Source organism: Idiomarina sp. X4, assembly GCF_002808045.1.
In the GTDB taxonomy this organism is placed as follows: domain Bacteria; phylum Pseudomonadota; class Gammaproteobacteria; order Enterobacterales; family Alteromonadaceae; genus Idiomarina.
Genome location: NZ_CP025000.1, coordinates 1,430,277 through 1,454,505, shown reverse-complemented (window position 1 = coordinate 1,454,505; position 24,229 = coordinate 1,430,277). Strand labels below are relative to the sequence as shown.

The 24,229-nt window shown below is 48.2% G+C and carries 22 protein-coding genes and 1 riboswitch; of the genes, 10 read left to right on the top strand and 12 right to left on the bottom strand.

The genetic code is table 11. From position 1 onward, the window contains the following. Positions 1 to 18: 18 nt before the first annotated feature. Positions 19 to 1,074, top strand: a complete 1,056-nt coding sequence (locus tag CWC33_RS06975) for a CNNM domain-containing protein (protein WP_100691359.1) — start codon at positions 19 to 21, stop codon at positions 1,072 to 1,074. Here CWC33_RS06975 and CWC33_RS06970 read toward each other — a convergent pair. Further along, positions 982 to 1,818 (bottom strand): sulfite exporter TauE/SafE family protein, encoded by an 837-nt coding sequence (locus CWC33_RS06970; protein ID WP_232709770.1) that lies wholly within the window; start codon positions 1,816 to 1,818, stop codon positions 982 to 984. The two genes, CWC33_RS06975 and CWC33_RS06970, sit on opposite strands and share 93 nt — an antisense overlap. A gap of 48 nt (positions 1,819 to 1,866) precedes the next feature. On the opposite strand from CWC33_RS06970, the gene trhO reads away from it, so the two are divergent. The 6 genes from trhO (at position 1,867) to CWC33_RS06940 (ending at position 7,200) form a co-directional block, all read left to right on the top strand. Next, the gene (gene trhO / locus CWC33_RS06965) at positions 1,867 to 2,790 is read left to right on the top strand and encodes an oxygen-dependent tRNA uridine(34) hydroxylase TrhO (RefSeq protein ID WP_088767337.1); all 924 of its coding nucleotides are present in this window, start codon (positions 1,867 to 1,869) and stop codon (positions 2,788 to 2,790) included. A gap of 147 nt (positions 2,791 to 2,937) precedes the next feature. After that, positions 2,938 to 3,414, top strand: coding sequence for a Dps family protein (locus CWC33_RS06960; protein ID WP_100691357.1), 477 nt, complete (start codon positions 2,938 to 2,940; stop codon positions 3,412 to 3,414). 167 nt (positions 3,415 to 3,581) lie between these two features. Further along, entirely contained in the window at positions 3,582 to 3,977 is a 396-nt protein-coding gene (locus CWC33_RS06955; RefSeq protein WP_100691356.1) for a response regulator transcription factor, read from the top strand. Next, positions 3,974 to 4,726 (top strand): YaiO family outer membrane beta-barrel protein, encoded by a 753-nt coding sequence (locus CWC33_RS06950; RefSeq protein ID WP_100691355.1) that lies wholly within the window; start codon positions 3,974 to 3,976, stop codon positions 4,724 to 4,726. The genes CWC33_RS06955 and CWC33_RS06950 overlap by 4 nt, the downstream gene beginning before the upstream one ends. Continuing rightward, a complete protein-coding gene (locus CWC33_RS06945) occupies positions 4,704 to 5,798 on the top strand; it encodes a HEAT repeat domain-containing protein (RefSeq protein ID WP_100691354.1) in 1,095 nt (364 codons plus the stop codon). Before CWC33_RS06950 ends, CWC33_RS06945 begins: the two co-directional genes overlap by 23 nt. Next, positions 5,791 to 7,200, top strand: coding sequence for a glycosyltransferase family 2 protein (locus CWC33_RS06940; protein WP_100691353.1), 1,410 nt, complete (start codon positions 5,791 to 5,793; stop codon positions 7,198 to 7,200). Before CWC33_RS06945 ends, CWC33_RS06940 begins: the two co-directional genes overlap by 8 nt. A gap of 52 nt (positions 7,201 to 7,252) precedes the next feature. On the opposite strand, the gene CWC33_RS06935 is transcribed toward CWC33_RS06940, so the two are convergent. Continuing rightward, positions 7,253 to 9,706: a TonB-dependent receptor plug domain-containing protein gene (locus CWC33_RS06935; protein ID WP_100691352.1), complete on the bottom strand. Its 2,454-nt coding sequence runs from the start codon at positions 9,704 to 9,706 to the stop codon at positions 7,253 to 7,255. A gap of 176 nt (positions 9,707 to 9,882) precedes the next feature. Between CWC33_RS06935 and CWC33_RS06930 the strand changes: the two genes are divergently transcribed. Next, positions 9,883 to 10,080 (top strand): DUF3185 family protein, encoded by a 198-nt coding sequence (locus tag CWC33_RS06930; RefSeq protein ID WP_053953278.1) that lies wholly within the window; start codon positions 9,883 to 9,885, stop codon positions 10,078 to 10,080. A 22-nt stretch (positions 10,081 to 10,102) separates the two neighbouring features. Here CWC33_RS06930 and CWC33_RS06925 read toward each other — a convergent pair whose 3' ends face one another. The 8 genes from CWC33_RS06925 to trxA all read right to left on the bottom strand — a co-directional run bounded on the left by CWC33_RS06925 (position 10,103) and on the right by trxA (position 19,148). Further along, entirely contained in the window at positions 10,103 to 11,428 is a 1,326-nt protein-coding gene (locus CWC33_RS06925) for an MFS transporter (protein ID WP_100691351.1), read from the bottom strand. 13 nt (positions 11,429 to 11,441) lie between these two features. Then, a complete protein-coding gene (locus CWC33_RS06920; RefSeq protein ID WP_100691350.1) occupies positions 11,442 to 12,185 on the bottom strand; it encodes a phosphotransferase in 744 nt (247 codons plus the stop codon). Then, positions 12,182 to 12,799, bottom strand: a complete 618-nt coding sequence (gene pnuC / locus CWC33_RS06915) for a nicotinamide riboside transporter PnuC (RefSeq protein WP_232709769.1) — start codon at positions 12,797 to 12,799, stop codon at positions 12,182 to 12,184. The genes CWC33_RS06920 and pnuC overlap by 4 nt, the downstream gene beginning before the upstream one ends. 9 nt (positions 12,800 to 12,808) lie before the next feature. Beyond that, positions 12,809 to 14,932, bottom strand: coding sequence for a TonB-dependent receptor (locus CWC33_RS06910; RefSeq protein WP_100691349.1), 2,124 nt, complete (start codon positions 14,930 to 14,932; stop codon positions 12,809 to 12,811). Between the two features lie 49 nt (positions 14,933 to 14,981). After that, positions 14,982 to 15,080: riboswitch (TPP riboswitch) on the bottom strand. 40 nt (positions 15,081 to 15,120) lie between these two features. Continuing rightward, positions 15,121 to 15,822, bottom strand: a complete 702-nt coding sequence (gene fre / locus CWC33_RS06905) for an NAD(P)H-flavin reductase (protein WP_100691348.1) — start codon at positions 15,820 to 15,822, stop codon at positions 15,121 to 15,123. Further along, positions 15,823 to 17,295, bottom strand: a complete 1,473-nt coding sequence (ubiD, locus tag CWC33_RS06900) for a 4-hydroxy-3-polyprenylbenzoate decarboxylase (RefSeq protein ID WP_100691347.1) — start codon at positions 17,293 to 17,295, stop codon at positions 15,823 to 15,825. A 7-nt stretch (positions 17,296 to 17,302) separates the two neighbouring features. Then, positions 17,303 to 18,571 (bottom strand): transcription termination factor Rho, encoded by a 1,269-nt coding sequence (gene rho / locus CWC33_RS06895; RefSeq protein WP_053953284.1) that lies wholly within the window; start codon positions 18,569 to 18,571, stop codon positions 17,303 to 17,305. Between the two features lie 250 nt (positions 18,572 to 18,821). Then, entirely contained in the window at positions 18,822 to 19,148 is a 327-nt protein-coding gene (gene trxA, locus CWC33_RS06890; RefSeq protein ID WP_088767326.1) for a thioredoxin TrxA, read from the bottom strand. 91 nt (positions 19,149 to 19,239) lie between these two features. Between trxA and rhlB the strand changes: the two genes are divergently transcribed. Next, positions 19,240 to 20,511, top strand: a complete 1,272-nt coding sequence (rhlB, locus tag CWC33_RS06885; protein WP_100691346.1) for an ATP-dependent RNA helicase RhlB — start codon at positions 19,240 to 19,242, stop codon at positions 20,509 to 20,511. Beyond that, the gene (locus CWC33_RS06880) at positions 20,480 to 21,445 is read left to right on the top strand and encodes a Ppx/GppA family phosphatase (protein WP_232709768.1); all 966 of its coding nucleotides are present in this window, start codon (positions 20,480 to 20,482) and stop codon (positions 21,443 to 21,445) included. Before rhlB ends, CWC33_RS06880 begins: the two co-directional genes overlap by 32 nt. Before the next feature lie 3 nt (positions 21,446 to 21,448). Here the strand turns inward: CWC33_RS06880 and hemB are convergent, their stop codons facing one another. Further along, on the bottom strand, positions 21,449 to 22,453 hold the full coding sequence (gene hemB / locus CWC33_RS06875) for a porphobilinogen synthase (RefSeq protein WP_100691344.1): 1,005 nt from the start codon (positions 22,451 to 22,453) through the stop codon (positions 21,449 to 21,451). Positions 22,454 to 22,467: 14 nt separating this feature from the next. Beyond that, on the bottom strand, positions 22,468 to 24,210 hold the full coding sequence (locus tag CWC33_RS06870; RefSeq protein WP_100691343.1) for a sensor domain-containing diguanylate cyclase: 1,743 nt from the start codon (positions 24,208 to 24,210) through the stop codon (positions 22,468 to 22,470). Positions 24,211 to 24,229: the final 19 nt, after the last annotated feature.

The following is a 24,229-nucleotide window of genomic DNA, read 5'->3' as shown; positions in this document are numbered from 1 at the left end:
TTATTCACTCGGAGCCCGATGACTCTTCTTATACTTTTTGCGTTTTTAGCTATTGGCGTATCCTTTATATGCTCGGTTCTGGAAGCTGCAATACTGTCAGTAACACCGAGTTACATTGCTCACCTAAAAGAATCCAGACCAAAAACGCATAAGCAACTGCGTAAACTCAAAGATGGCATCGATAAACCCCTGGCCGCTATTTTAACCTTAAATACCGTCGCTCATACCGCCGGCGCGGCTGGTGTCGGCGCACAAGTTGGTGTGGTTTTTGGTGACGGCTACCTGGGCGTAGCCTCCGCTGTCATGACGTTACTTATCCTCATTTTGTCCGAGATTATACCAAAAACCATTGGTGCCAAATTTTGGCGGCCATTGGCGCCCTGGCTTCCGCCAATTTTGAACCTCATGATTCTAACGCTTAAGCCCTTTATTTGGCTGTCAGACCAAATAACGAAACGCATTGGTGGCACAGAGGAAGACATTGACGTGCGCTCTGAAATAAAAGCCATGGCAACCATTGGTCATGAGGAAGAAGCCCTGGATGCCGACGAAAGACGCGTTATTTTAAACATTCTCGACCTCCACGATATCCGGGTAAAAGAAGTCATGACGCCACGAACCGTCTGCGAGTCAATACGACCTGACGAAGACATCATGGACGTCAGCCAAAAAATTCGTGAACTGCCATTTTCCCGTTATCCGGTCATAGATTCGGAAGAAGAGCCTTACGGCATCCTGTTTCGAAGCGATGTCTTTGATGCCGACGAAGGCACCTCCATTCTCGACATTGTTCGCCAGGTAGAGGTCGTCACCGAAACCGTGAGCGTGGAAGCGCTAATGAGCCACCTGATATCGACACGACAACACATGGCATTAGTTTACGACGAACACGGCAGCTGGTTAGGGCTTATTACTCTGGAAGATATTATTGAGACCATTTTGGGCACGCCAATAATGGATGAAACTGACAACATTGCCAGCCTACGCCGCTACGCCAGACAGCGCTGGGATAAGCGCCTCAAGCGCGACCCAAAGCAAGCGCAGCGCCAGCAAAGTAATGATCATTCGGAATAGTTGATCAAAGCGCTGGTTCGTAATTTTTTTGAGCCAGTGCAAACCTATCCAGGTACCGGCAAAGCCAGCCGCTATCATTGCCCCAATTAAAGGCAGCCAGTCTTTAAAGACAAAGCCAGCCATACCAAACACAATGGCTTTTGGACCATGCTGAAACGTCATTACTGCCGCAAAGGTAGCCACGGTTTGCATCCTCTCGCTGAAACGGGCTTTTACGAAAGCCGCCACCAAAGGTCCTGATGCGCCAACAAATAATGCTAAAAACCCAGTTAACAAGCCTCCGCCGACAAGGCCTGCCCGGCCAGAAAGACTTTGTGGCAATTTGGGCCCCCAAGTTAGCCATAACAGAAACAGGCCAATAGTAATTTGCAGTATTTCTGTCGATAACTGAACCAGTAACAGGCTTCCAAGAAAGGTGCCCAATAGCCCAAAAGGCACAAACCAAGCGATAGTCGGCCAGTGAATATGTCGCCATGACAAAGCTGCGCGCCCTACGTTTGACCCCATTTGCACCAAACCATGAACCGGAATAACGGCACTACCCGGCAGCACCAGCGCAATAACGCCAATTAATACCGCACCACCACCAGCACCGGCTACCGCACTTAATAACGACGTTGCCGCGGAGAGCAACACTAACCCATAAAATAACGACTCACTAACCACTGACTTCGACTCCTGGTTTGCGCTGATCTGGATCAATACGTATAATTCGCGCTCGATTTTTAAATCGACTATTTCCAAACAAGGCTTCGGATTTACGTTCCGAACCGCTGAAAAAGGTAACACGATATGTACATTTGTGCGGCATTGTATAAGTTTGTCGAGCTCAATGACTATGAGCAAATTCGCGAACCACTCTATCAAACTCTTATCGACAACGACGTAAAAGGCACACTTTTACTCGCCCGAGAGGGCATTAACGGTACCATTTGTGGTACCCGCGAAGCCATTGATAATGTCTTGGCTTATCTGCGATCAGATGACCGATTTGCTGACATTGATCACAAAGAATCACCGAGTGACGAGCAAGCCTTCTACCGCACTAAGGTTAAGCTGAAGAAAGAAATTGTAACCATGGGCGTCGACTGGGTTGATCCTAAAAATACTGTGGGCACCTACGTTGAGCCGGAAAAGTGGAACGACCTCATTTCTGACCCGGAAGTACTGGTTATTGATACCCGCAATGAGTACGAATACGCCGTAGGTACGTTCGAAGGTGCGGTTAACCCAAAGACCGATACCTTCCGTGAGTTTCCTGAATACGTTAAAGAGCACTTGGATCCGGAAAAGCATAAGAAGGTCGCCATGTTCTGTACTGGCGGCATTCGCTGTGAGAAGTCGACCGCTTACTTAAAAGAGCAGGGCTTCGACGAGGTGTATCACTTAAAAGGCGGGATATTGAAATACCTTGAGCTGGTGCCGGAAGACAACAGCCGCTGGAACGGCGAGTGTTTCGTTTTTGACCAGCGAGTCACCGTTAAGCACGGGCTTGAACAAGGCGAATACGACCAGTGTTACGCCTGCCGCATGCCAATTACCAAAGAAGAAATGCAATCCGAGCATTATCAGAAAGGGGTTAGCTGCCCGCATTGCTTCGACCAAACATCCGCAGAACAAAAAGAGCGTTTCGCAGAGCGTGAGCGCCAAATTCAGCTTGCCAAAGCGCGCGGCGAAAAGCACATTCGCGATGGTAAAGTTGAGTCTTTGAGTTGATCTAAATCGCTTCAAAACTGCACTCCTTGATGTAAGCTAAAGCTGACAGTTATCGAATTTAACTGTCAGCTTCATCGATTTTCATCGCTTTCTTTAACCTCATGAATGGACTATGGTTAATGCATAACGATGACAAAGGAGGGTTTTATGAAACAGTTAAGCGTTATTGGTTTAGACAAGAAAAAAGCCGAGCAACTTGGCGACAAGCTGAACGAGCTGTTGTCGAACTATCAAGTGTTTTACATGAACGTTCGTGGTTTCCATTGGAACATTAAAGGCGAGCGCTTCTTCGAACTGCATGCGAAGTTTGAAGAAACCTACGATGACTTATTGCTGAAGATTGATGAGATTGCAGAACGCATTTTGACCTTGGGTCAACGTCCTCAACACGCTTATTCGACCTATATTAAGAATAGCGAAATTGAAGAAGTAAAAGACGTCCATGAAGGTCGCGCTTGTGTCGCAAATATTCTGGACAGTTATCAAACAACGATTCGCCTGCAACGTGAGATTTTAGACCTCGCAGGAGAAGCCGGTGATGAAGGCACCAACGCGTTGATGAGTGACTACATTAAAGAGCAAGAGAAAACAGCGTGGATGCTGACTTCTTACTTAGGTAATTAATGGCAGAAATTCGACGCCTGTAATGACTGCTAACAACCAAGACCGAGTAAAGAATTACTCGGTCTTTTTTTGTGTGTAAAGCACTTATTGCTTGTTCTTTAAAGAGGTTTTTCCTTGCTCCCAACGCCTAAGCTACTTATGCTTGAATTAAGCGAGGAGACACGTATATGAGCAAGTTCAAAATTTTAATTGTTGAAGACGACGTAGTTTTACGTGAACTATTAGAATTTTTATTACAGCGCGAAGGGTATGAAACTCACTGCTGTAATGACGGCTCCGAAGCTCAAGATTGGTTACGTGGTTCGACTCCGGACTTGGTGCTCCTTGACTTGCAATTACCCATCATATCAGGGGCACAGCTCATCCAATGGCTCCGCAATCGCGAACCAAGCCGTGCGATTCCCATCTTGGTATTAACCAGCTTACAAGACGACGATGATATTGCCAACGCTCTGGATTCAGGTGCCAACGACTACATGGTAAAGCCCTTTCAGCCAAAAGAATTGCAGGCTCGGCTCCGTAAACTGCTTAATATCCAAAGTCAGAAAAGGAGTTTTTCATGAAGCTCAGTGTACTGACCGCGTTGTTTTTTTTGTTAAGTATGCCACTACAAGCTCAGTCCTATAATCAGGCGCTCGAGGCCGGAGTGGGTTTCGATAGTCTGACGGGTAATTATGACAATTGGAAAAATGCCTACATTCAATATGAACGGTCATTATCGGATGAGACGCTAGGCTATTTGCGGTTTAACCAAACCCGCCGTTTCGACCTCAGCGATAACGAAATGTTGGCCGGGTTTTACACTGAGCTTAACGAAAACTGGCAATTATTTGGCGAGCTTGGCGGTTCAGGAACGTCCCGGGTTCGTCCCGAGTTACAAGGTCAGATTATACTCAGCCGCGCGCTGAATAATGGTTACCTTATCAGTGCAGGAGCTCACAGAAGCCGTTGGCCGACAAGCACCAGTCAAGGTTATAGTCTTCAATTAGAGCGTTACTTTGAGCAGTGGCGCTGGTCTTACCGAATTCGCCAGGATTACCTTTTAGGTGGTGACTCAGCTCTGTCTCATGCCGCAACTCTTAGCTATTTTTATAATGACTGGAGCGCCATAACACTAGCTCTCAATCAAGGTGAAGAAGCAGAAAAAATCGCCCCTCAACAGGTTCTGATAACCAATGTAAAAGGTATCAGCGTTTACGGTTTACATCAGCTTTCACCCAGCTGGGGTCTGCGCTGGGCAATGAGCTTTAATCAGCAAGGCGACTTTTACGATCGCCGGGGGGTGTTGCTTGGACTTCGCTATCGATTCTGAACAACTCTTGCAATGGATGCACAGTGCCCTACTGGTTATTGTTGTTTTCGTTCTATTGGTTTGGTCGTGGTTGTTCATCCTGCGCATTATTCATCAGGAGGATGAGAAAAAGCGCAATGAATTACAACGACAATGGCGCCGATTCCTATTCGAATGTTGTGCAAATCCAAAAGCAAAATTACCCGAGCGCGCCCAAATAAAGCAGCTGTGGCAGGATACCCAGGCTTTTTTGTGGTTCATCCAACTGTGGTCCCTTATGCATCGTTATGTCCGCGGCGATGCAGATGATGGCCTTGAACGCTTAGCCGAACACATTCGTCTAGAACGTCAGGCGCTCGAGCTAATGCGCGGTCAAGATGTCAGAACGTTGATTGCAACAGCGATTGCCATGGGCGATCTGCAAAAGCTTTCTCCCGCTACCATAAGACGTTTAAAAGAGCTCACTCAGCATTCCAGCAGTATGGTTGTTCTTACAGCACTGCGCGCTCTAATGCGTAATGATCAAACCATTGCAGTGCCAATACTGCTTCAGTTGAAACGTTTCGTTGCGCCAGAACGTTTGGTTACGATAGCCAAAGAATGTGACTCACGTTACCTCATTCAGCAGGCTCAGAAAATTCTACTTGAAACCACGGCTGAACATGCCGTTTATCTGCTTAAGGTGCTGCAAGGAGTGAATGCACCTCTCTCCAGCAGTGAAGCCGAAACCTTAATTCGCCATTTTAAGTCGCAACCTGAGGCGACAGCACAACTGATACCTCTGCTTGATCACCCGCACCACCTGCCATTAATTAGACGTTTGACTCAGTCAGCCGAATTGAGCATCAGGGTTCAGGCTACCCGAATGTTGGGTGAGCTGGCACGTAACAAACAAGATTTAGAGCGCCTATGGCAGCTGTTACAAGATTCGGCTTGGTGGGTTCGTTACCGAGCTGCTCGAGGAATTTTTTCACACCCAGAATTTTCGCCAGACTACCTTAAAGAACAACTGACTGAACTCGCCGATCCATTTGCCAGGAACATGTTGATGCAAGTAGCGAACGAAATGAATTTGGAGATAATCGATGCTTGATAATTGGCAACCCTGGATTGAAATAGCACAGCTGAGTTTTATTGGTTACTTCGTCGCCTTAACCGTTGTTTACCTTATACTCAACATCATTAGTTTTGTAGTTATCCGTCGGTATATGCGGCGATATGATAATCAGTTACTACCCATGAGTTTTGGTCCGTTGCTACCGCCAGTCTCCGTCATTGTTCCTGCCTATAACGAAGCTGTTGGCATTGTATCGTCAGTTAAAAGCATTCTGCAGCTCGAGTACCCCAAATATGAAATTATTGTCATTAATGACGGTTCTCGCGATGACACCATGGCAACGCTTATCAGCGCATTTGATCTCCAGGTGTATCACGAGGCGTACCGGAATCAGCTGACCACTCAACCCATCCGGCAAGTCTACCGCTCAAAAAAACACCCGCAGCTTCGGGTCATCGACAAAGACAATGGCGGTAAAGCCGATGCCTTAAATACGGGTATCAATGCGTCTCGTAACCCACTATTTTGTGCGGTGGATGCCGATTCTATTTTACAGCGGGATAGCTTAGATAGAATTGTGCGCCCTTTTATTGACGAACCAGAAACCGTTGCCGTTGGTGGTTCAATTCGAGTCGCTAACGGATCAACCATAAGGCAAGGGCTGCTAACCAAAGTTGGCTTACCGGGCTCGTGGCTCGCCCGTCTGCAAATAGTCGAATACTTACGCGCTTTTTTATTTGGACGAATGGGCTGGTCACCACTCAACGGTATGCTCATTATTTCAGGCGCCTTCGGGGTGTTCCGCAAGCAGCGTGTCATCGAGTGTGGCGGGTATCAGGCCAATACTGTCGGCGAAGATATGGAGCTAGTGACACGGCTACATCACCATATGAATAACAAGAAGATCCCTTACCGTATCGCCTTTATACCCGATCCAGTCTGCTGGACAGAGGCCCCTGAAGATCTAACCACCTTAAAAAACCAGCGCATTCGATGGCAGCGAGGCTTAATGGAAAGCCTGACAAAAAACATAGGGCTTTTATTTTCATTGCGCGGCAAAGCTGCTGGCTGGATAGCTTACCCTTTCATGCTGTTTTTTGAGGGAATAGGCCCATTGATCGAAGTATTGGCTTATTTACTAACAGCCTATTTCTTTTTTACCGGCCTGGTTGATCTCAATTTTACACTGACTTTTTTGCTTGCTGCTTTCGGACTAGGTGTCTTTATTTCCATATTTTCTCTTATTTTAGAGGAACTGACCTTCAGAACCTATCAATCCAAAAGAGATCTCATGTGGCTTATTTTTACCGCCGTACTGGAGAACTTTGGCTACAGGCAACTGAACAGTTGGTGGCGTTTACGGGGATTCTGGCAATTCATACGAGGGCGCAGACACAATTGGGGAACAATGAAACGTGTTGGTCGTCTCGGTCAGTAGCCCCCAAATAAAAACGCCCCTTTAAAAGGGGCGTTTTTATACACATAAGTTTTTAGAACGTGTAGTTCAAACGCGCGTAATAGTAGCCACCGTTGATACCAAACGGGAGCGTTTCCCAACCGTATTTGAAGCCCGCATCAGAGAATGGTGAGCCTTCACTGCCCCACTCATCCGGGTAAGTATCAAACAGGTTGTTTGCACCAATACGTACGTTCAGATTATCAGTGAAGTCATAACCAACGGACGCGTCCGTCAACCATTTTCCACCCCACTCTTTCTTAACGCCGGTAAATGCCTGACCTTCAACAGCCCCGAAGTAGTTAAACGCCACATTCACATTCCAGGCATTTCGAGTCCAATCTGCAGTGATGGTTGCTTTCTCACTTGGCTGACCTTCTTCTAAACGCAGGATTTGCGTCTCGCTGAATATTTCATCACCAGGGATCAATGATGAAACGGAATTCACCCGCTCAACTTCCGTGTTCATGAAGCTCATTGCAGCGGTCAGTTTTAGTTCACCTTCCATTAACGCCGTCGGGTAAGAGGCAATAACATCCAGCCCCGTGGTTTTGGTATCCACTGAGTTAGTAAAGAATTGTGCGGCACCTAAGTTGTTATCCTCCAAAATTTCACCAAACTCAGCTCCGACGGAAGCCGTTAAGGACTCCGATAAAACAATGCGGTCATTGATGTTGATTTGGTAGGCATCCATCGTCAGGTCAAAACCGTTATCAAAACGCTTAATTAATCCAAGGCTGACGCTTTCTGAGGTTTCTTCTTCTAGCTCTTTGATGCCGAATTGTCGTGCTAACTCGTCGTCGTTGGCTATGGTTCCGGTCTCAACCAGCGTACCGTTTACCACGTTAGTCAAAACTTGGCTGTAGTATATTTGCTGAACGCCCGGCGCCCGGAAACCGGTTGCTACGGTTCCACGCAAGGAGAAGTCATTGTCAATATCGTAGCGAGCCGACAATTTTCCGGAAATATTGTCACCGGCAATATCATAGTCTTCATAGCGAAGCGCGCCAGCTAGTAAGAAGTCCGGAGTTACGTAATATTCAGCATCGACATAGGCACCGTAGCTATCACGGTCAGCGTCTACCGCCTGACTTGGACTAAACCCTGGGAAGCCCTGGATGCCTGCTTCTGCGACGGTTCCGTAAGGCGTTAAAATTTCCACGTCAGGATCATTCGCTCGGCCATAAGCCCAAGATACTGGATCGCCCGGGTTAATTTGGTAGCTGTCCTGACGCAGCTCGACACCGAGTGCGAGATAAAGAAGTTCATTAGCCACGTCGACGGTACCATTGACGTCAAAGTTGAATGTGGTCTGCTCAAAGACTAACTCACCGTCGAAAGCCTCGGTTGGTGTCTCACCGTATATGCCGCCATCGGGATGTGGCTCGTAGTACCAGCTTACGTTCGCCGAGTTAGAGGAGTTAAACCCAAACTCATTTTTACCGTAAACCACACTCGCGTCCCATAACCAGGCGTTAGGCAAATCACCACGAACACCCACCGCTATTGATTGGTCATCGGCTTCAGTTTCCAGCCTTGGTAAAAATCCGTCAGGATAAATCGCCTCTATTGTTCTTGGATGACCGCGTCCACGGAAGAAACCAGAAGAGCCACCATCACGATTTGAAATACCCCCAAATGCGTAAAGCTCGGTCGTATTTCCTAAATTGTAGCCAGCGTTAAACCAAGCGTACATGTTCTCAGAATCAGCGTCGCCAACATGCAAACGGACAACCGGTTCACCACTTGGCGAGAGCCATTCACCAATAAGTGATGCTTCAGCCGGCGAGGCACGATTGGTCATGCCGCGGTCACGGTACTCTAACGTTCCGTTGAAGAAGCCATTATCGAATTCTTTACCAAAATTAATACCAACGGTATTCACTTCACCGTCTTTTTCATACGTTTGTCCAACTTCAGCGGAAATCATACCGCCTTCTGAGCTTTTCAGCGTAATGTTAATAACACCGGCAATCGCATCTGAGCCATATTGTGCTGCTGCACCATCGCGGAGAATTTCAACACGCTCAACCGCCGTAATTGGAATCGCGTTAATGTCATACCCGGCAGAGCCTTTACCGATGGTTTCTTGTACGTTAACCAGCGCCTGCTGGTGACGGCGCTTACCGTTCACCAACACCAATACCTGATCCGGGTTCAGACCACGCAAAGTAGCCGGACGAATAATATCCGAACCATCTGAAATAGTCGTCGATGAGAAGTTAAATGACGGAGCACTCATTTGCAGCGCTTTACCCAGTTCAGTTGCACCAGTATCAACCAGCTGATCGGCTGAAATAATATCAATAGGCGAGGCCGATTCGGTCGCCGTTCGACCGTTTACGCGTGAACCCAACGTCACAATGCGTTCAATCGACTCGCCGGTTTCGGCATTAACGGCATCTTGAGCCATAGCCGTTCCTGGCGCCACAAACGCAGCAGCCAGAGACAGCGATAAAAAACCTAGCTTGAAAGGCGCTCTAGTCATAGTTCTTCCCCAATCTTGTTATTTTAGTTTTAAACGGTGCGCTTATTAACAATTACACTTACAGTAATCGTTAAGGAATATGCCGTATGATATAAATCAACAAAAAAATGAGGGCTTGCGCTTAAATAACAGTGCGATATATTGAGAAACTGTTAACACAACAAAAGGAAACCGTTATGACTCGCATAGTTGGTATTGTTTTAATTATCGTTGGCGCTATCTTGCTGTACTTCTCTTATGAAGCGTCACAATCCATTGCGTCGGAAGTATCGGAAATGGCAACCAATGAACCAACAGACAACACCATCTGGTACCTAATTGGTGGCGTTGCCGCAGTAATTATTGGTCTCTACGCCACCATTCGAGGAAAGTAAAATCTGCAGAAGTTTTTGTAAGCTATGCTGACGTGTCTCCCGACACGTCGGGTAGTTTCAATGCGCTTAACGTTGCAAGTATACCTACCGCGATAAGAACCCATAAAACAGCATGAGCTCCATACGCTGAGTCAACCCAGCCAAGTAACAACCCCGCTAATAAAACAACTCCCATAACGGTATTTGAAACAGCGGTCAGTTGTGCTCTATTATCCTGATTTGCCATATCGACCAAATACGTTTTACGACCAACCCGCGCACCATGGTGGGCGACTGCGGACGCAAACAACAATAAAGCAGCAATCCACTCAAGACCGAGCCAATTTGGTGCCCAATAGAATATAGCCAGTGCTGCCGCCATGACGAACGTCGACATGACCGATGCTGCTGCCATAACATGATGGCTGGCTGAATCAGACCAACGTCCCCAAAAGCGCCCAGCCAGCAAGCCAGCAAGGCCACTGGCCAGCATAAGGCTACCCAGACTGGTTAATTCGGTATCGCCCTGGCGCTGAATAAGCACAACAATATAAGGAATGGCAAAAGCAGCCGCGACGAGCAAAGCGCGAGTCAAAACGAAATGCCCAAACTGACCGTTCCGCCAAAGCAGAGAAATTGACTTAACGGCTTCAGAGACTGCGTTACCACCACCTTCAGTAGCGCCAGCGACCTCTGGAATACCGGCGTACAAGGCAGCCGCTAAAAGCCATAAAACAACACCCGCTCCCAGCAAGGCTAAAAATAACCAACGCTGACCATCTACTTCCGGCGAAAAAACAATAACCAAAGCGGTCAACAACGTCAGTAAACCAGCAGAAGAGGCTGCGACACCCGATAGTCGGCCTCGGCGTGTTTTAGACACCGTTTTACCGGTAACGTCCTTATTGGCAACAGAACAAATCCCCCGGGACAGGCTAAACAGTGCAAGTAGCGAGACAACACTCCAACCCAGTGCATTGTTATTCAGCGTGGCCACTGCTAACAGCATTAAAAGTAAAGAGAGAGCCTGCCCCACGCTGCCTGCAACCCAAAACCATTTTCTAACGGGTTGTTGGCGTAATTGTTGCGCTACAAACAGCTGAGGCAATAACGCCAGCGACTCTCGCAGAGGCACTAGCGCACTGATAAATATTGCAGGAGCGCCTAACGAGCTTAGCATCCAGGGTAAGACTAAGCGGGCACTGACTAAGCTATCGCCCAACTTAGTTAACGTCAAAGACAGCAGCATTAACACAAACGATTTTGGCTGATGGTGACATGCCGATTCCGGGATGTCCTTACACACCCGCGCGTCTTCATCTTCCGCTAAATAGCCGTAAACCTTTTCAGTCAACTGTTTGTCGGTCATGCTACTTTCAACTTTATTTAGAATAGGAAAGTAAATGCTGCCATAAGTTATTCAGCCAATCCACCAAATCAAGCCATTCGGCCATATCAGCAAGCTCGACGTCATAACGCGTTAATCGTGCGTAGTCTGTCAGCAGCCGTTCCGCCATAGCGTCGTCAAGCTTGTTCATGACGATGGTATTCGCAATATCAAACAGTGGGTGCCCGACTCCCGCATACTCCCAGTCAATCACTTTAATGGGAGCCGTCATAAGAATATGATTCATCGACAGGTCATTGTGACAAAGCACCGGGTACTCCAGCCATTGATCAATCGCCTGCTGGTGCTGACTTTTCTCTTCCCGAAAAGAGTTAGCCAAGGAAGGTTGATAGTTGGAAAGCTGCTGCAGGTAATGCTCTACTTTGTCGTTCAATCTCCAGTGAGGAATGCTTGGCTTAAAGGAGTGAATTTTCGCGAGAACCTCAGCCAATACCGTTGCTTTAATAGCGGGCGATAACGTTACCTGATTTAATGAAGGCGCTTCTAAGTAAGGCTGCAGTAACCAGCCTTCTGCTTCATTCCAGTCCAACACGTCAGGGGCAGCTCCGCTTTCGGCAAGCGTTTTCTGTACAGCAACCTCCAGGCTCCGATCAACCTGAAACAAGCTATCATTTTGCCACCGCTTTAGTACGAGATCAGAGTCATCGGATTTAAGCCGCAGCGCTTGGTTTGACTGGCCACTGGTTAGCCGAGTGACTGTTTTAGGTGCAGGTATCATCCGGCACTCTTTACCGGCTCTGGTTGTGGATTATCCTGATGCCAACGCCACATGGCATAAAGCACTAATCCCAAGTAGACGACAAACAACAACGCTGTTGCGACAAAGCCTTTACTGGCATACAAATACACATAAACACTGTCAATAACCAGCCAGTACCACCAGGTTTCATACGCTTTCTTAGTAACAAGCCAAGTTGCCAGCAAACTAAATACAGTGGTATAAGTATCAAGCCAGACAGCATCCGCATCGGTATAAACCGAGAGGGTATAAGCAATAACCGCCGCTAAGGCGACCAGCCATATCCACTGTAAAAAGTGCCACTTCAACTGGTACTTAGCACCACCGGGGCTTTCTTGCGCTGCGGATTTCTGGAAACGCCACTGCCACCAGCCGTAACCAGCCATGGCCACATAAATAGCCTGCAGTACCGACTCCATATACAACTTACCCTGCCAGAACAACACCGCGTAAATACTGCAGCTTATGGTCGCCGACAGCCAACACCATTGCTTCTGATGCGCGGCAAGCACCAGGTACCCCAGCGCAAATAATAGTGCGGCTAACTCCCACAAAGAGCTCATCATTAACTGTTCTAACAGGGTTTCTATCACAGCTTTTCCTTACAACGACTTGCTAACAGTTATACCGAAACGACGCGGCTCACCGTACTGCACGTAGGTTTCGTCATTCTCGTACTGAGTTCTGGGATCATTCGCAAAGTAGAAACCACGCACTTCGTAATCTTCATCCGTTAAGTTCCGTCCCCACAAGCTCACGCGCCAGTCATCAACGTAGTAGTTCACAGCAAAGTGCACCAATGTCATGGACTCAGATTTCTGATTATGAGAGTTCGAGAAATAAAACTCGTCTTTGCCGTCAGCCTGCAGCACCCATTGAACATTCTCGCCATACCAACCTTCGAGGCCAACATTGAATTGATACTGAGGCGCATGAGCTTGCTCACGACCGGTCATATCCATACCATCCTCTGTCACAAAGCCTTCTATTTCGGTTTCCAGCCAGCTGGCAGAAGCAAATGCTGTAAGCCAGTCGGTCAATTTATTGCGAATTTCGGCTTCCAGACCATAGCCCTTCCCTTCTGCGGCATTTTCAATATAACCGACAAACGATTGGTTTCGATTCACCCAGCTTTTCAGCTGAACATCGTCACGCCAATGATAAAAAGTGCTCACTCGAGAGGTTAAGTCCCCGCTTGGGCTGCTCCCTTTAACACCGAACTCAGCACTCCATAGAATTTCAGGCTCAAAGGTCGCGCGCTCAAGCAGATAGTCTTTGAGTTCGTCCAGGCCTTGGTCGTCCGCTTTACCAAGCGCTTCGCCATTAACACCGCCCGACTTATAACCACGCGATACGGTGGCATACCAATAACTGTTTGGTGCGGCCTGATACCGGGCACTAAAGCTACCGCCGACCATGGTATCTTCCGGCTGCGCTTCTATATTACGGCTGTCGGCGTAGTCATTGTCATACTGTTCAATACGCAAGCCGCTAATAGTGGAGAACTTCTCACTCCAGTGCTGCGTCAATTCGCCATAGACCGCGGCATGTTGACTGCGATAATCACTTTGGAAAATATCCGGCTGGCCTAAGTCCCAATTAAAATAATCACGTGTGAGCGCTACGTCTTTTTCGTAGTAATAGGCTCCCGCTACCCACTCAGTTTCCACCCCAAATAACGCTTCAGGGTCGATCGATAACCAACGAACCTCGGCTGTTTTGTCTTTTCTGTCTCGAAGGTAGGCATCAAATGACGAGTACTCCCAACCAGGAGCAATTCCAACATACGTCCAGTCTTCGTCAAAGGCGTAAGCAGTATCCGCGTTTAAAACACTGGCTGACAACTCAAGCCGGCTGTTATCCCAGCCTAGATAATTCAGAGTCGTTTTTACCGCTTCACTTTTCAGGCGATCGTACCCCGGCTCATCTGACAACGTTGTTCGGTTGTTATCAAGGCTAAAGGCATCGTAACCGTTATCAACATCGTTGTAGTGCAGGACGGTGTCTAACGTCCAGTTCTTGGTAAATTCGGTGTTCAACAAAAGCCGTGCGCCAAGTTCATTCCGATTGTTCGTGTCGTCTCGATCTAAATAGGTATTCTCAATGTAGCCGTCTTGCTTAAACTGACTGACAGAAAAGCGGGCCTTGCCCAGTACGCCCAGTTGCCCGCCTAATGCTAAGCCGCCCATGCGTTCGTCATAATTACCGGCTGACAACTCAAACTGGCCACTGAACTCTTCCGTTGGTTGCACGCTGTCCAACAACACTAAGCCGGCCATCGCGTTGACTCCAAAACGTCCGCTTTGCGGTCCTCGGAAGACTTCAATCTGGTTGATATCGAAAAGCGAGGCGGCCGTACCTAAGCCGCTGTAATCAATACCATCTATAATAAGGCCGACTGACGGGCTAATCGGATCAACAAATTGAGAACGCTCGCCCATGCCACGAATCTGAATAAAGCGTGCGGTCGATGTACCACCGGAGAAATTGACGTTGGCAAAGCTGTTGAGCGTATCCTGCAAATGCTGCGCGTTACGCTGCTGCATCGCATTTTGGTCCATAATTGACACACTGCTGGTGGTTTCATTCAGCGTGCGTTTGTGAAAGTCGCCGCTGACTTCAATGATTTCGAAATCGCTGGCGTTATCCTGACCATAAGCCAGAACCGGCGTTTGTAATAATGCTAAGCCAATACTGGCTGCTAAGTAAGATGTGAATTTTTGCATGGATCATTTCCTCAAAACAAAGTCAGAAACGATCCGGTAAGGCTGTATTAGACGGGTTTTCTACCATCCCTACGCCAGTATTAACCGGATCAGGTTTTAAGGGTTCGCTTTCGCATCTCAGCCGTTGCCGGCACCCCTTGGTAAAGCGGCGTCAGTATAACGCAGCTTATTGCATTAACAAATTGTCTTTAAATAAACGACAGAGCGTCACCGTAAAGGTTTTCTAACGGTACGCCTTGAGCGACAAAATCATCTCTAATAACGCGCACCATTTCAAAACGGCCTGCCATGTAAACTTCACAGTCTTGCAAGTCCTGTTGACGCGCCATTACCGCCTGATGGACTAAACCAATGGAATACGGCCAGTCACCAGCGGCGTCTTCAACCACCGGGTGATAGTCAAAGTACTCGTATTGTTTTGCTAAATGCTCGAGCTCGTCGTGCAGGTACAAATCGGCCAGGCTCTTTGCGCCCCAATATAACGTTAATGGGCGCTCCGGCGTTGCTCGTAAATGCTGTTGTAGAATGGAATAAGCATAAGAAAAGCCCGTACCGCCCGCAATGATTACAGCAGGCTTATCGCTGTTTTGTCGATAAAACGCAATGCCGTCGGGGCCGTCGACTTCCAGCTCACCGTCTGCGCGTATTTTATCCAGCACTTCCATCGCATAGGTGTTGTCTGGCGTCGCTCCTACATGGAGTAACCACTCACTTTCCTTCGATGGGCATGACGCGATACTAAAAGGTCGCTTATCCCTCTCGCCCATAACCGCCATCATGTATTGGCCTGCTTTAAACTCAACCGGCTGCGGCAATTGCAAACGCACTTCCCATACAGCGTCCGCTAATTGGCGCGAAATTTCGGCTTTACAGGTCATTTGTTGACTCATTCACGACTCCATAATGTTCAGTTCGTCCCACAGCTGGTCGACACGCTGCTTAACGTCTTCACTCATGACAATAGGCTCGCCCCACTCACGGTCGGTTTCGCCCGGCCACTTATTGGTTGCATCCATGCCCATTTTTGAGCCAAGACCCGACACCGGAGAGGCGAAGTCGAGGTAATCAATTGGCGTATTCTCAACCAATGTGGTGTCGCGCGCCGGATCCATTCGGGTCGTCATTGCCCAAATCACATCTTTCCAGTCACGTGCATTCACATCGTCATCGCATACAATGACAAACTTCGTATACATAAACTGACGCAAGAAAGACCAGACGCCCATCATCACCCGCTTGGCGTGTCCGGAATATTGCTTCTTCATGGTAACTACGGCCAAACGATACGAACAGCCTTCCGGCGGCAAATAAAAATCGACAATTTCCGGAAACTGCTTTTGCAATAACGGAATAAAGACTTCGTTCAAAGCCACACCCAGCACCGCCGGTTCATCTGGCGGACGACCTGTATAAGTACTGTGGTAAATTGGGTCCTTACGATGAGTCACATGAGTCACGGTAAACACCGGAAACTCATCCACTTCGTTATAGTAGCCGGTATGATCACCGTACGGCCCTTCGGGCGCTGTTTCACCCGGCTCAATATAGCCTTCCAGAATAATTTCTGCGTGCGCCGGTACTTGTAAGTCGTTGCTAATACATTGGGTTACTTCGGTCTTGCTGTCACGCAGTAAACCAGCAAAGGCATATTCAGAAAGGCTATCTGGTACGGGCGTCACCGCACCTAAAATTGTAGCGGGGTCAGCGCCTAATGCGACAGACACCGGAAACTTTTCACCGGGATGCTGCTGACACCATTCCTGAAAGTCCAACGCACCACCGCGATGCGACAGCCAACGCATAATAAGCTTATTCGGCCCCAAAAGTTGCTGGCGATAAATACCTAAATTCTGGCGTTCTTTATGTGGTCCCCGAGTCACCGTAAGCCCCCAGGTGACTAAAGGCGCAACATCACCCGGCCAACAATGCTGAATAGGTAACTTAGTTAAGTCGACCTCGTCACCACTCATGACGACCTGCTGACACGGTGCCTTTTTCAGCTTTTTCGGCGACATACTCAGCACTTTCTTGTAGGTAGGCAGCAAATTCAGCGCATCACGAAAACCTTTCGGCGGCTCAGGCTCCTTTAAAAACGCAAGCAGTTTGCCCACGTCGCGCAGGGCCGTAACCGACTCTTGCCCCATACCCAAAGCCACCCGCTCTGGCGTACCAAAAAGGTTCGCCAACACCGGCATGTCATGACCTTTCACGTTCTCAAACAATAAGGCCGGGCCTTCTGCTTTTAACGTACGGTCAGATATTTCGGTCATTTCAAGGTAGGGGTCTATTTCTTGCTGGATGCGTTTAAGTTCACCGCGCTCCTCGAGGAGCGCGATGAAATCTCGCAGATCTTGATATTTCATACGCCGCTTAGCTGTTGCGTTGACGCTTCATCGATTCGAAGAATTCGTCGTTGGTCTTAGTCATTTGCAAACGGTCAATCAAAAACTCCATGGCTTCAACTTCGCCCATTGGGTTCATAATTTTCCGCAGGATCCACATTTTCTGAAGCTCGTCCTGAGACGTCAGCAATTCTTCACGACGTGTACCTGAACGGTTAAAGTCGATTGCAGGGAAAACACGCTTCTCTGCCAACTTGCGGTTCAAATGCAGTTCCATGTTACCGGTACCTTTAAACTCTTCGTAGATAACTTCATCCATCTTCGAGCCGGTATCGATAAGCGCAGTTGCAATAATGGTTAAGCTGCCACCTTCTTCAACGTTACGGGCAGCACCAAAGAAACGTTTTGGCTTGTGTAGCGCGTTAGCGTCCACACCACCCGTCAGGACTTTACCTGAGCTTGGAATAACGGTGTTATAAGCGCGCGCCAAACGAGTAATCGAGTCCAATAAGATGACAACATCTTTTTTGTGCTCAACCAAACGCTTCGCTTTTTCGATAACCATTTCAGCGACCTGTACGTGGCGGCTGGCTGGCTCATCGAAGGTTGAAGCAACCACTTCACCCTGCACCAAACGGTGCATTTCCGTTACTTCTTCCGGACGTTCATCGATAAGCAGCACAATAAGCTCTGCTTCCGGATGGTTCGCCGCAATAGATGTTGCAACGTTTTGCAGTAATAGCGTCTTACCCGCTTTCGGTGGCGCCACAATAAGACCACGCTGACCTTTACCAATCGGGGCCGACAAATCAAGAACACGCGCCGTAATATCTTCCGTACTGCCGTTACCACGCTCTAAACGAAAACGTTCATCTGCATGCAATGGTGTCAGGTTTTCAAAGAGAATTTTATTACGGGAGTTTTCAGGTTTGTCGAAGTTGACTTCGCGAATTTTCAGGAGGGCAAAATAACGTTCGCTGTCTTTCGGCGGTCGAATTTTACCGCCAATCGTATCACCTGTGCGCAAGTTAAAGCGACGAATTTGGCTAGGCGATACATAAATGTCATCGGGACCGGCCAAATATGACGAATCGGCCGATCGCAAGAAGCCGAAGCCGTCCTGCAATATTTCCAACACACCGCCGCCGTATATGTCTTCACCGCTTTTCGCGTGGGCTTTTAAAATAGCAAAAATGATGTCTTGCTTACGCAGACGGGCCATATTTTCAAGGCCCATTGAGTCCGCGAGCTCAACGAGCTCGTTTACGGGTTTATCTTTAAGTTCAGTTAGATTCATAGGAGGGTTTTCGAGTTATCGATTGAACACAAAGCCTTTTTTATTGACTCTAGAATATTAAAACAAATGGAACGTTCGGATTTCGCGAGTTGCGAAGTCAGAAACAGAAGTTTCTCTTACTTAACAAGGCGCGCCGGTGGAGTTGGCAAGCCTGCTTGAATAGTTAATAAACAGAAGGTATCACCAAAATTAGAATTCGTCCAGTTTTGCTAACAAAAACGGCGCATAATGCGCCGCTTTTTGATACCGATTAAATGTGCTGTTCTAAAAATTCGACCAGCTGTGCACGAGACAGTGCACCCACTTTCGTTGCAATGACATCGCCGTCTTTAAACAGCAGCAATGTAGGAATGCCGCGAATATTAAATTTCGGTGGGGTTTGCTCGTTATGATCCACGTTCAGCTTCCCAATAACCAACTTACCTTTGTACTCTTCGGCAATGTCGTCCAGAATTGGCGCGACCATTTTACACGGCCCACACCACTCGGCCCAGAAGTCGACCAGTACAGGTTTATCGGATTTGATGACATCTTCGTCAAAACTGTCATCGCTTAGCTGAACAATTGCGTCACTCATGGTACTCTCCGCTAAATTCTTTCGCGTGGAAATATAGAATAGTATTATTTCTGTTTTTGAATACAAGCGCAAACTGATATGCTTATAACTTATGAATAAAACACATCTTTCAGAAACTCGTTTCGCTGATTTGGCGCTTCATCCCAAATTACAGCAAGCGCTATCCAATGCCGGATTCGAATATTGTACTCCAATCCAGGCGTTAAGTCTGCCTGTTGCGTTATCTGAGCGCGACGTTGCTGGTCAGGCTCAAACCGGAACAGGGAAAACCTTGTCATTTCTTCTGGCGACTTTCAACCGCTTAATGCAGAACGCGTCGTCCGAAAAAACCGATTCAGGCCCTCGTGCACTCATTATGGCTCCTACGCGAGAACTGGCCATTCAGATTGCCCACGATGCAGAACCATTGCTTGAAAGCTGCGGTTTAAACATGGGTGTCATATACGGTGGCGAAGGTTACGACGCTCAAAAGGAACAACTGAGCAATAGCCCGGATATTCTCGTTGGCACGACCGGTCGCCTTATCGACTTTTATAAGCAAGGCTTATTCTCATTGAATGACATTGAGGTGGTGGTGCTGGACGAAGCCGATCGCATGTTTGACTTAGGCTTCATCGATGACATTCGTTACTTGCTTAGAAAAATGCCAGAGCCGGCGAAGCGCCTGAACCTGTTATTCTCAGCGACGTTGTCCTATCGTGTGCAGGAGCTTGCCTACGAGCACATGAACGCGCCAACGAAACTGGAAGTTGAGCCGGCACAGAAAACCGCAGTGCGGGTTACCGAAGAATTATTTTACCCATCGAAGCCGGATAAATTCCCGCTTCTGTTAACGCTTATTGAGGAAGATTGGCCAGAAAAGGCGATTGTTTTCGCTAACACCAAGCATGGCTGTGAGAAAGTTCACGGTTGGTTAGTGGCAAACGGCCACCGAGCAGGTCTACTCACAGGTGACGTCCCCCAAAAGAAACGACTCAAAATTCTCGATGACTTCTCAGAAGCCCGCATCGACTTTTTGGTCGCAACCGATGTCGCTGCACGCGGACTGCATATTCCGGAAGTGACGCATGTCTATAACTTCGATTTACCGGACGACTGTGAAGATTACGTACACCGCATAGGACGCACAGGCCGTGCTGGCGCAAGCGGCGCAGCTATTAGCCTGGCGTGTGAAGAGTATGTTTATAACCTTCCGGCTATTGAAGAGTATATTGGCCACAGCATTCCGGTTACTAAGTACGATGCAGACGCTATGTTGAGTGACCTGAGACGCCCCCGTCCACCGCAACGCCGACGCCGCCATAACTCCGGAGGCAATAAAGGCAAGCCTCGTGGTCGTCGTTCAGGACCACCGAGGTCGTAATTCGCCAATGGCGCTGAAAAAGAAAAAACTGGCTGCCATCGACATGGGCTCAAACAGCTTTCATTTGTTGATGGCAGAAGTTTCAATGACCGGTTTTTTCCCAAAGCCCCGAGTGCTTACACGGCACAAACAGAAAGTCAGACTGGCAGACGGACTTAACTCAGCGAATAGCATTGATGACGACGCAGCGAAACGGGCATGTCAATGCTTGTCAGGTTTTGCCGCAGAGCTCGAACAATTCCAGCCAGATGCGGTGACCGTTGTCGCGACGGCGGCATTACGCAAAGCCAGTAATCAAGTCCAACTATTAGAGCAATTTGAAAATGCTTTAGGCCGTCCTATTCAGGTGATTACCGGTGAGCAGGAAGCTGAATTAATTTACTCGGGCGTTTGCAGTGTGTCTCAGTGCGCCAACGATGTATTGGTCATTGATATTGGGGGCGCCAGTACAGAAGTTATCGCTGGGCATGGGCTGACCCCTAAATACCTGCAAAGTTTAGACATGGGCTGTGTGGTTTTTCAAAACCGTTATTTTAAAGGCGGCGTGATGAGTGAACCGGCTTTCGCACAGGCAAAACGTGAAGCTACGGCCCTCATTGAGCCTTTTCTCAACGACTACCATCAGCACAGCTGGCAACGTGTACTGGGTGCGTCGGGCACATTCAGAGCGGTTAGTGAAATAGCAAACGCGGAAAGTCAGCCTACGCTAACGCGTGAGTGGCTTAATGAACTCATTCGACGATGCGCGCAAAAAGGAACCGTAAACGCACTCGACTTCCCGGGCTTGAGGGAAGACAGAAAAGCGGTGCTTGCCGGCGGCTTAGCGATTCTTTCGGGAATTACTGAGGCGCTCAATATCGATGAGTTTGAAGTAACCTATGGCGCACTGCGCGAGGGATTACTCGCACAGCTTGCCAATGAAGTAACGGCTTAACGGCTATTCAGACTTCGCCCACTTTTCAGCAATGGTTTTAGCAAAGTACGTCAAAATCCCATTAGCTCCGGCACGCTTAAAAGCCAGCAAGCTCTCTTCGACAACGTCTTCGCCCAACCACCCATTAGCAATGGCGGCTTGCAACATGGCATATTCACCACTGACTTGATACGCAAAGGTCGGCACACCGAATTCGTCTTTTACCCGACGCACGATATCTAAGTAAGGCATGCCCGGCTTCACCATCACCATGTCGGCACCTTCCTGAATATCCAGAGCAATTTCATGCAGGGCTTCATCAGAGTTTGCCGGGTCCATTTGATACGTCTTTTTGTCCCCGCCCTTTAAGTTGCCCGCAGAGCCCACTGCGTCTCTGAACGGCCCGTAAAATGCACTGGCGTATTTAGCGGAGTAAGCCATTATCTGAGTATTATGGAACCCTTCACCTTCCAATGCATCACGGATAGCACCAATACGGCCGTCCATCATGTCTGACGGCGCAACAACATCGGCACCGGCCTTCGCATGAGACAACGCCTGTTTAACCAGCACCTCGGTGGTAATGTCATTTTGAACATAGCCATTGTCGTCAATGATGCCGTCCTGACCATGGGTCGTGAACGGATCCAGAGCCACATCGGTCATTACACCCAATTCCGGGCACTCGGTTTTTATCGCATTTACGGCTCGCTGCGCCAAACCATTATCATCATAGGCCGCTTCTGCCATTTCAGACTTTGCAGACGCCGGCGTTACCGGAAATAGGGCGACCATAGGAATGCCTAATTCGACTAAACGTTTACATTCAGCCACCAACAAATCGATACTGAGACGTTCGACGCCGGGCATAGAGTCAACCGTTTCCCGTTGATTCTGCCCTTCCAGCACAAATACAGGGTAAATTAAATCGTTCACCGACAACTGGTTTTCCGAAACCAGCCTGCGACTGAAAGCTGAACGTCTTAACCGTCTTAAGCGGCGTTTTGGGAATGCCCCTTCATTCGTCATTTATTACTCCTGCTTTACTGCTCAGCCACCTGATCACGACCTTGATTCTTAGCGGTATACAAGGCCTCATCTGCGGCTTTGAAAAGCTCATCCACGTTATCAAAAATACGATTGCTAGTTGAAATAACACCGGCACTGATGGTGATACGCTGTTCTCCGACATCAGTTTCAAAGCGCTGCTCCCTAACCATACTTAGCAGTTGATCAGCAAAGATCCGCGCATCATCAAGGTCCGTTTCAGGCAGAATAATAGCAAACTCTTCGCCACCATATCGACAAACGACATCAGCGGCTCGCTTAGCGTGCTGCCTCATTAAGTTAGCTAACTGTTTTAAAATTTGGTCACCCACCATGTGTCCGTGGGTATCGTTAATGGGTTTGAAACGGTCGACGTCAATCATCAGTAACGCCAATGGTAACTCTCTGCGCAACGTTCTGCGTAACTCGCGTTCAAGGTGTTGCTGGAAATAGCGACGGTTATAAAGCCCCGTGAGCGGATCTTCCATATTCTTTTGCTCGAGCTCACTATTCACGTCCTGCAATTCACGCAACGCAATTTGCAGCTCAAAAGTGCGTTCTTCAACATTTTCTTCAAGCTCTTGATTGTACTTTTGCTGCGCCGCCAGGCGTTCTTTGCGCTGCTCGTTGTAGCGCACTGCCAATACCCAAGAAAGTAGCAGTATTTCTATCCCTGAACCGAGCATGATGGCATGGCGTTGAATGAACATGCTGTCTATGACACCCAAATAACCGAGCGAGTTTGCAACCACAGACAGCAATAAGCTGCACCACGCCAATGTAAAAATCCGAGCGTACAGGAAACCTTTACGCCATAAGTAAGCACCCACCAACAACAAGAAAAAGCACCCCGGGGCGGCCAGGATCAGTAGCATATGAATGCTGATTCGATAACTGGCAAATATCCCCACCACTAAACTGGCGGCGGACAAAAATGCCATAACCATCAACCCACGTCCCAGTGTATTTCGATATCGCTTCAGCTCTAATAGCTGATAGGCAAATAGAGCGGCAGTTAAAAATGTCAGGCTACCGAATATGGGGATGCCTTTATCCTGAAGATAAATGGACTCGGGCCAGAGGTAGTGAAAACCCAGACCTTCCAAAGAGAGCATCAGACCGGCGAAAAACACGGTATATAACGAGTACAGACCAAACTCCGGCTCTCGCGACGCGACAAAGCCGAACAGGTTATACACCGCCATACACAACAGAACTCCGAAATAGATACCTTCAGCAATACGCCGATTCATTTGAGTTTCAAAGAAGCCGATGTTCGATCGCACCGCTATTGGCAACCGCATAGAGCTTTGGCTGGTCGCGCTAATGTATACCATGCCATTGGTGCCTCCAGGCAGTGGTACCGCAAATTCAGACGTGGGAATTGGACGCTCATGAAACGGCTTCGTATCGCCGAGCTCATACGTTTTTATACCCGCATCCGTTTGTATGTAAATACTCAACTCATCGAGCAGCGGATAAGCAATGTGCAGCACTCTGTCGGTATTTGAACCTTGTAACTGAAATCGAAACCAATATTCGTCAGTTGTGTAACCAAAGGAGGCTCTGTCTGATTCTAAGGCAGACCATTGCTCGTCATTAAGCCGTTTTACCTCTTCCAGTGACAGCTTTTTCTCACTGTTTGTGTATTCAATGCCTAAAGACGACCCTGTCTTGCTCAGTAACTGTGCGTTCGCTGAAAACGCAACGACCATACCGATGACAAGTATCATCAGCATAAAATGTTTTGTCAGCCGT

What these genes read in the sequence shown, in the direction of transcription:
- rho (WP_053953284.1), bottom strand. Translation starts at nt 18,571, where the DNA reads ATGAATCTAACTGAACTTAAAGATAAACCCGTAAACGAGCTCGTTGAG.
- CWC33_RS06975 (WP_100691359.1), top strand. Translation starts at nt 19, where the DNA reads ATGACTCTTCTTATACTTTTTGCGTTTTTAGCTATTGGCGTATCCTTT.
- CWC33_RS06925 (WP_100691351.1), bottom strand. Translation starts at nt 11,428, where the DNA reads ATGACCGACAAACAGTTGACTGAAAAGGTTTACGGCTATTTAGCGGAA.
- CWC33_RS06950 (WP_100691355.1), top strand. Translation starts at nt 3,974, where the DNA reads ATGAAGCTCAGTGTACTGACCGCGTTGTTTTTTTTGTTAAGTATGCCA.
- CWC33_RS06870 (WP_100691343.1), bottom strand. Translation starts at nt 24,210, where the DNA reads ATGCTGATGATACTTGTCATCGGTATGGTCGTTGCGTTTTCAGCGAAC.
- CWC33_RS06930 (WP_053953278.1), top strand. Translation starts at nt 9,883, where the DNA reads ATGACTCGCATAGTTGGTATTGTTTTAATTATCGTTGGCGCTATCTTG.
- rhlB (WP_100691346.1), top strand. Translation starts at nt 19,240, where the DNA reads ATGAATAAAACACATCTTTCAGAAACTCGTTTCGCTGATTTGGCGCTT.
- CWC33_RS06935 (WP_100691352.1), bottom strand. Translation starts at nt 9,706, where the DNA reads ATGACTAGAGCGCCTTTCAAGCTAGGTTTTTTATCGCTGTCTCTGGCT.
- CWC33_RS06940 (WP_100691353.1), top strand. Translation starts at nt 5,791, where the DNA reads ATGCTTGATAATTGGCAACCCTGGATTGAAATAGCACAGCTGAGTTTT.
- CWC33_RS06960 (WP_100691357.1), top strand. Translation starts at nt 2,938, where the DNA reads ATGAAACAGTTAAGCGTTATTGGTTTAGACAAGAAAAAAGCCGAGCAA.
- trxA (WP_088767326.1), bottom strand. Translation starts at nt 19,148, where the DNA reads ATGAGTGACGCAATTGTTCAGCTAAGCGATGACAGTTTTGACGAAGAT.
- ubiD (WP_100691347.1), bottom strand. Translation starts at nt 17,295, where the DNA reads ATGAAATATCAAGATCTGCGAGATTTCATCGCGCTCCTCGAGGAGCGC.
- CWC33_RS06955 (WP_100691356.1), top strand. Translation starts at nt 3,582, where the DNA reads ATGAGCAAGTTCAAAATTTTAATTGTTGAAGACGACGTAGTTTTACGT.
- trhO (WP_088767337.1), top strand. Translation starts at nt 1,867, where the DNA reads ATGTACATTTGTGCGGCATTGTATAAGTTTGTCGAGCTCAATGACTAT.
- CWC33_RS06910 (WP_100691349.1), bottom strand. Translation starts at nt 14,932, where the DNA reads ATGCAAAAATTCACATCTTACTTAGCAGCCAGTATTGGCTTAGCATTA.
- fre (WP_100691348.1), bottom strand. Translation starts at nt 15,822, where the DNA reads ATGAGTCAACAAATGACCTGTAAAGCCGAAATTTCGCGCCAATTAGCG.
- CWC33_RS06920 (WP_100691350.1), bottom strand. Translation starts at nt 12,185, where the DNA reads ATGATACCTGCACCTAAAACAGTCACTCGGCTAACCAGTGGCCAGTCA.
- hemB (WP_100691344.1), bottom strand. Translation starts at nt 22,453, where the DNA reads ATGACGAATGAAGGGGCATTCCCAAAACGCCGCTTAAGACGGTTAAGA.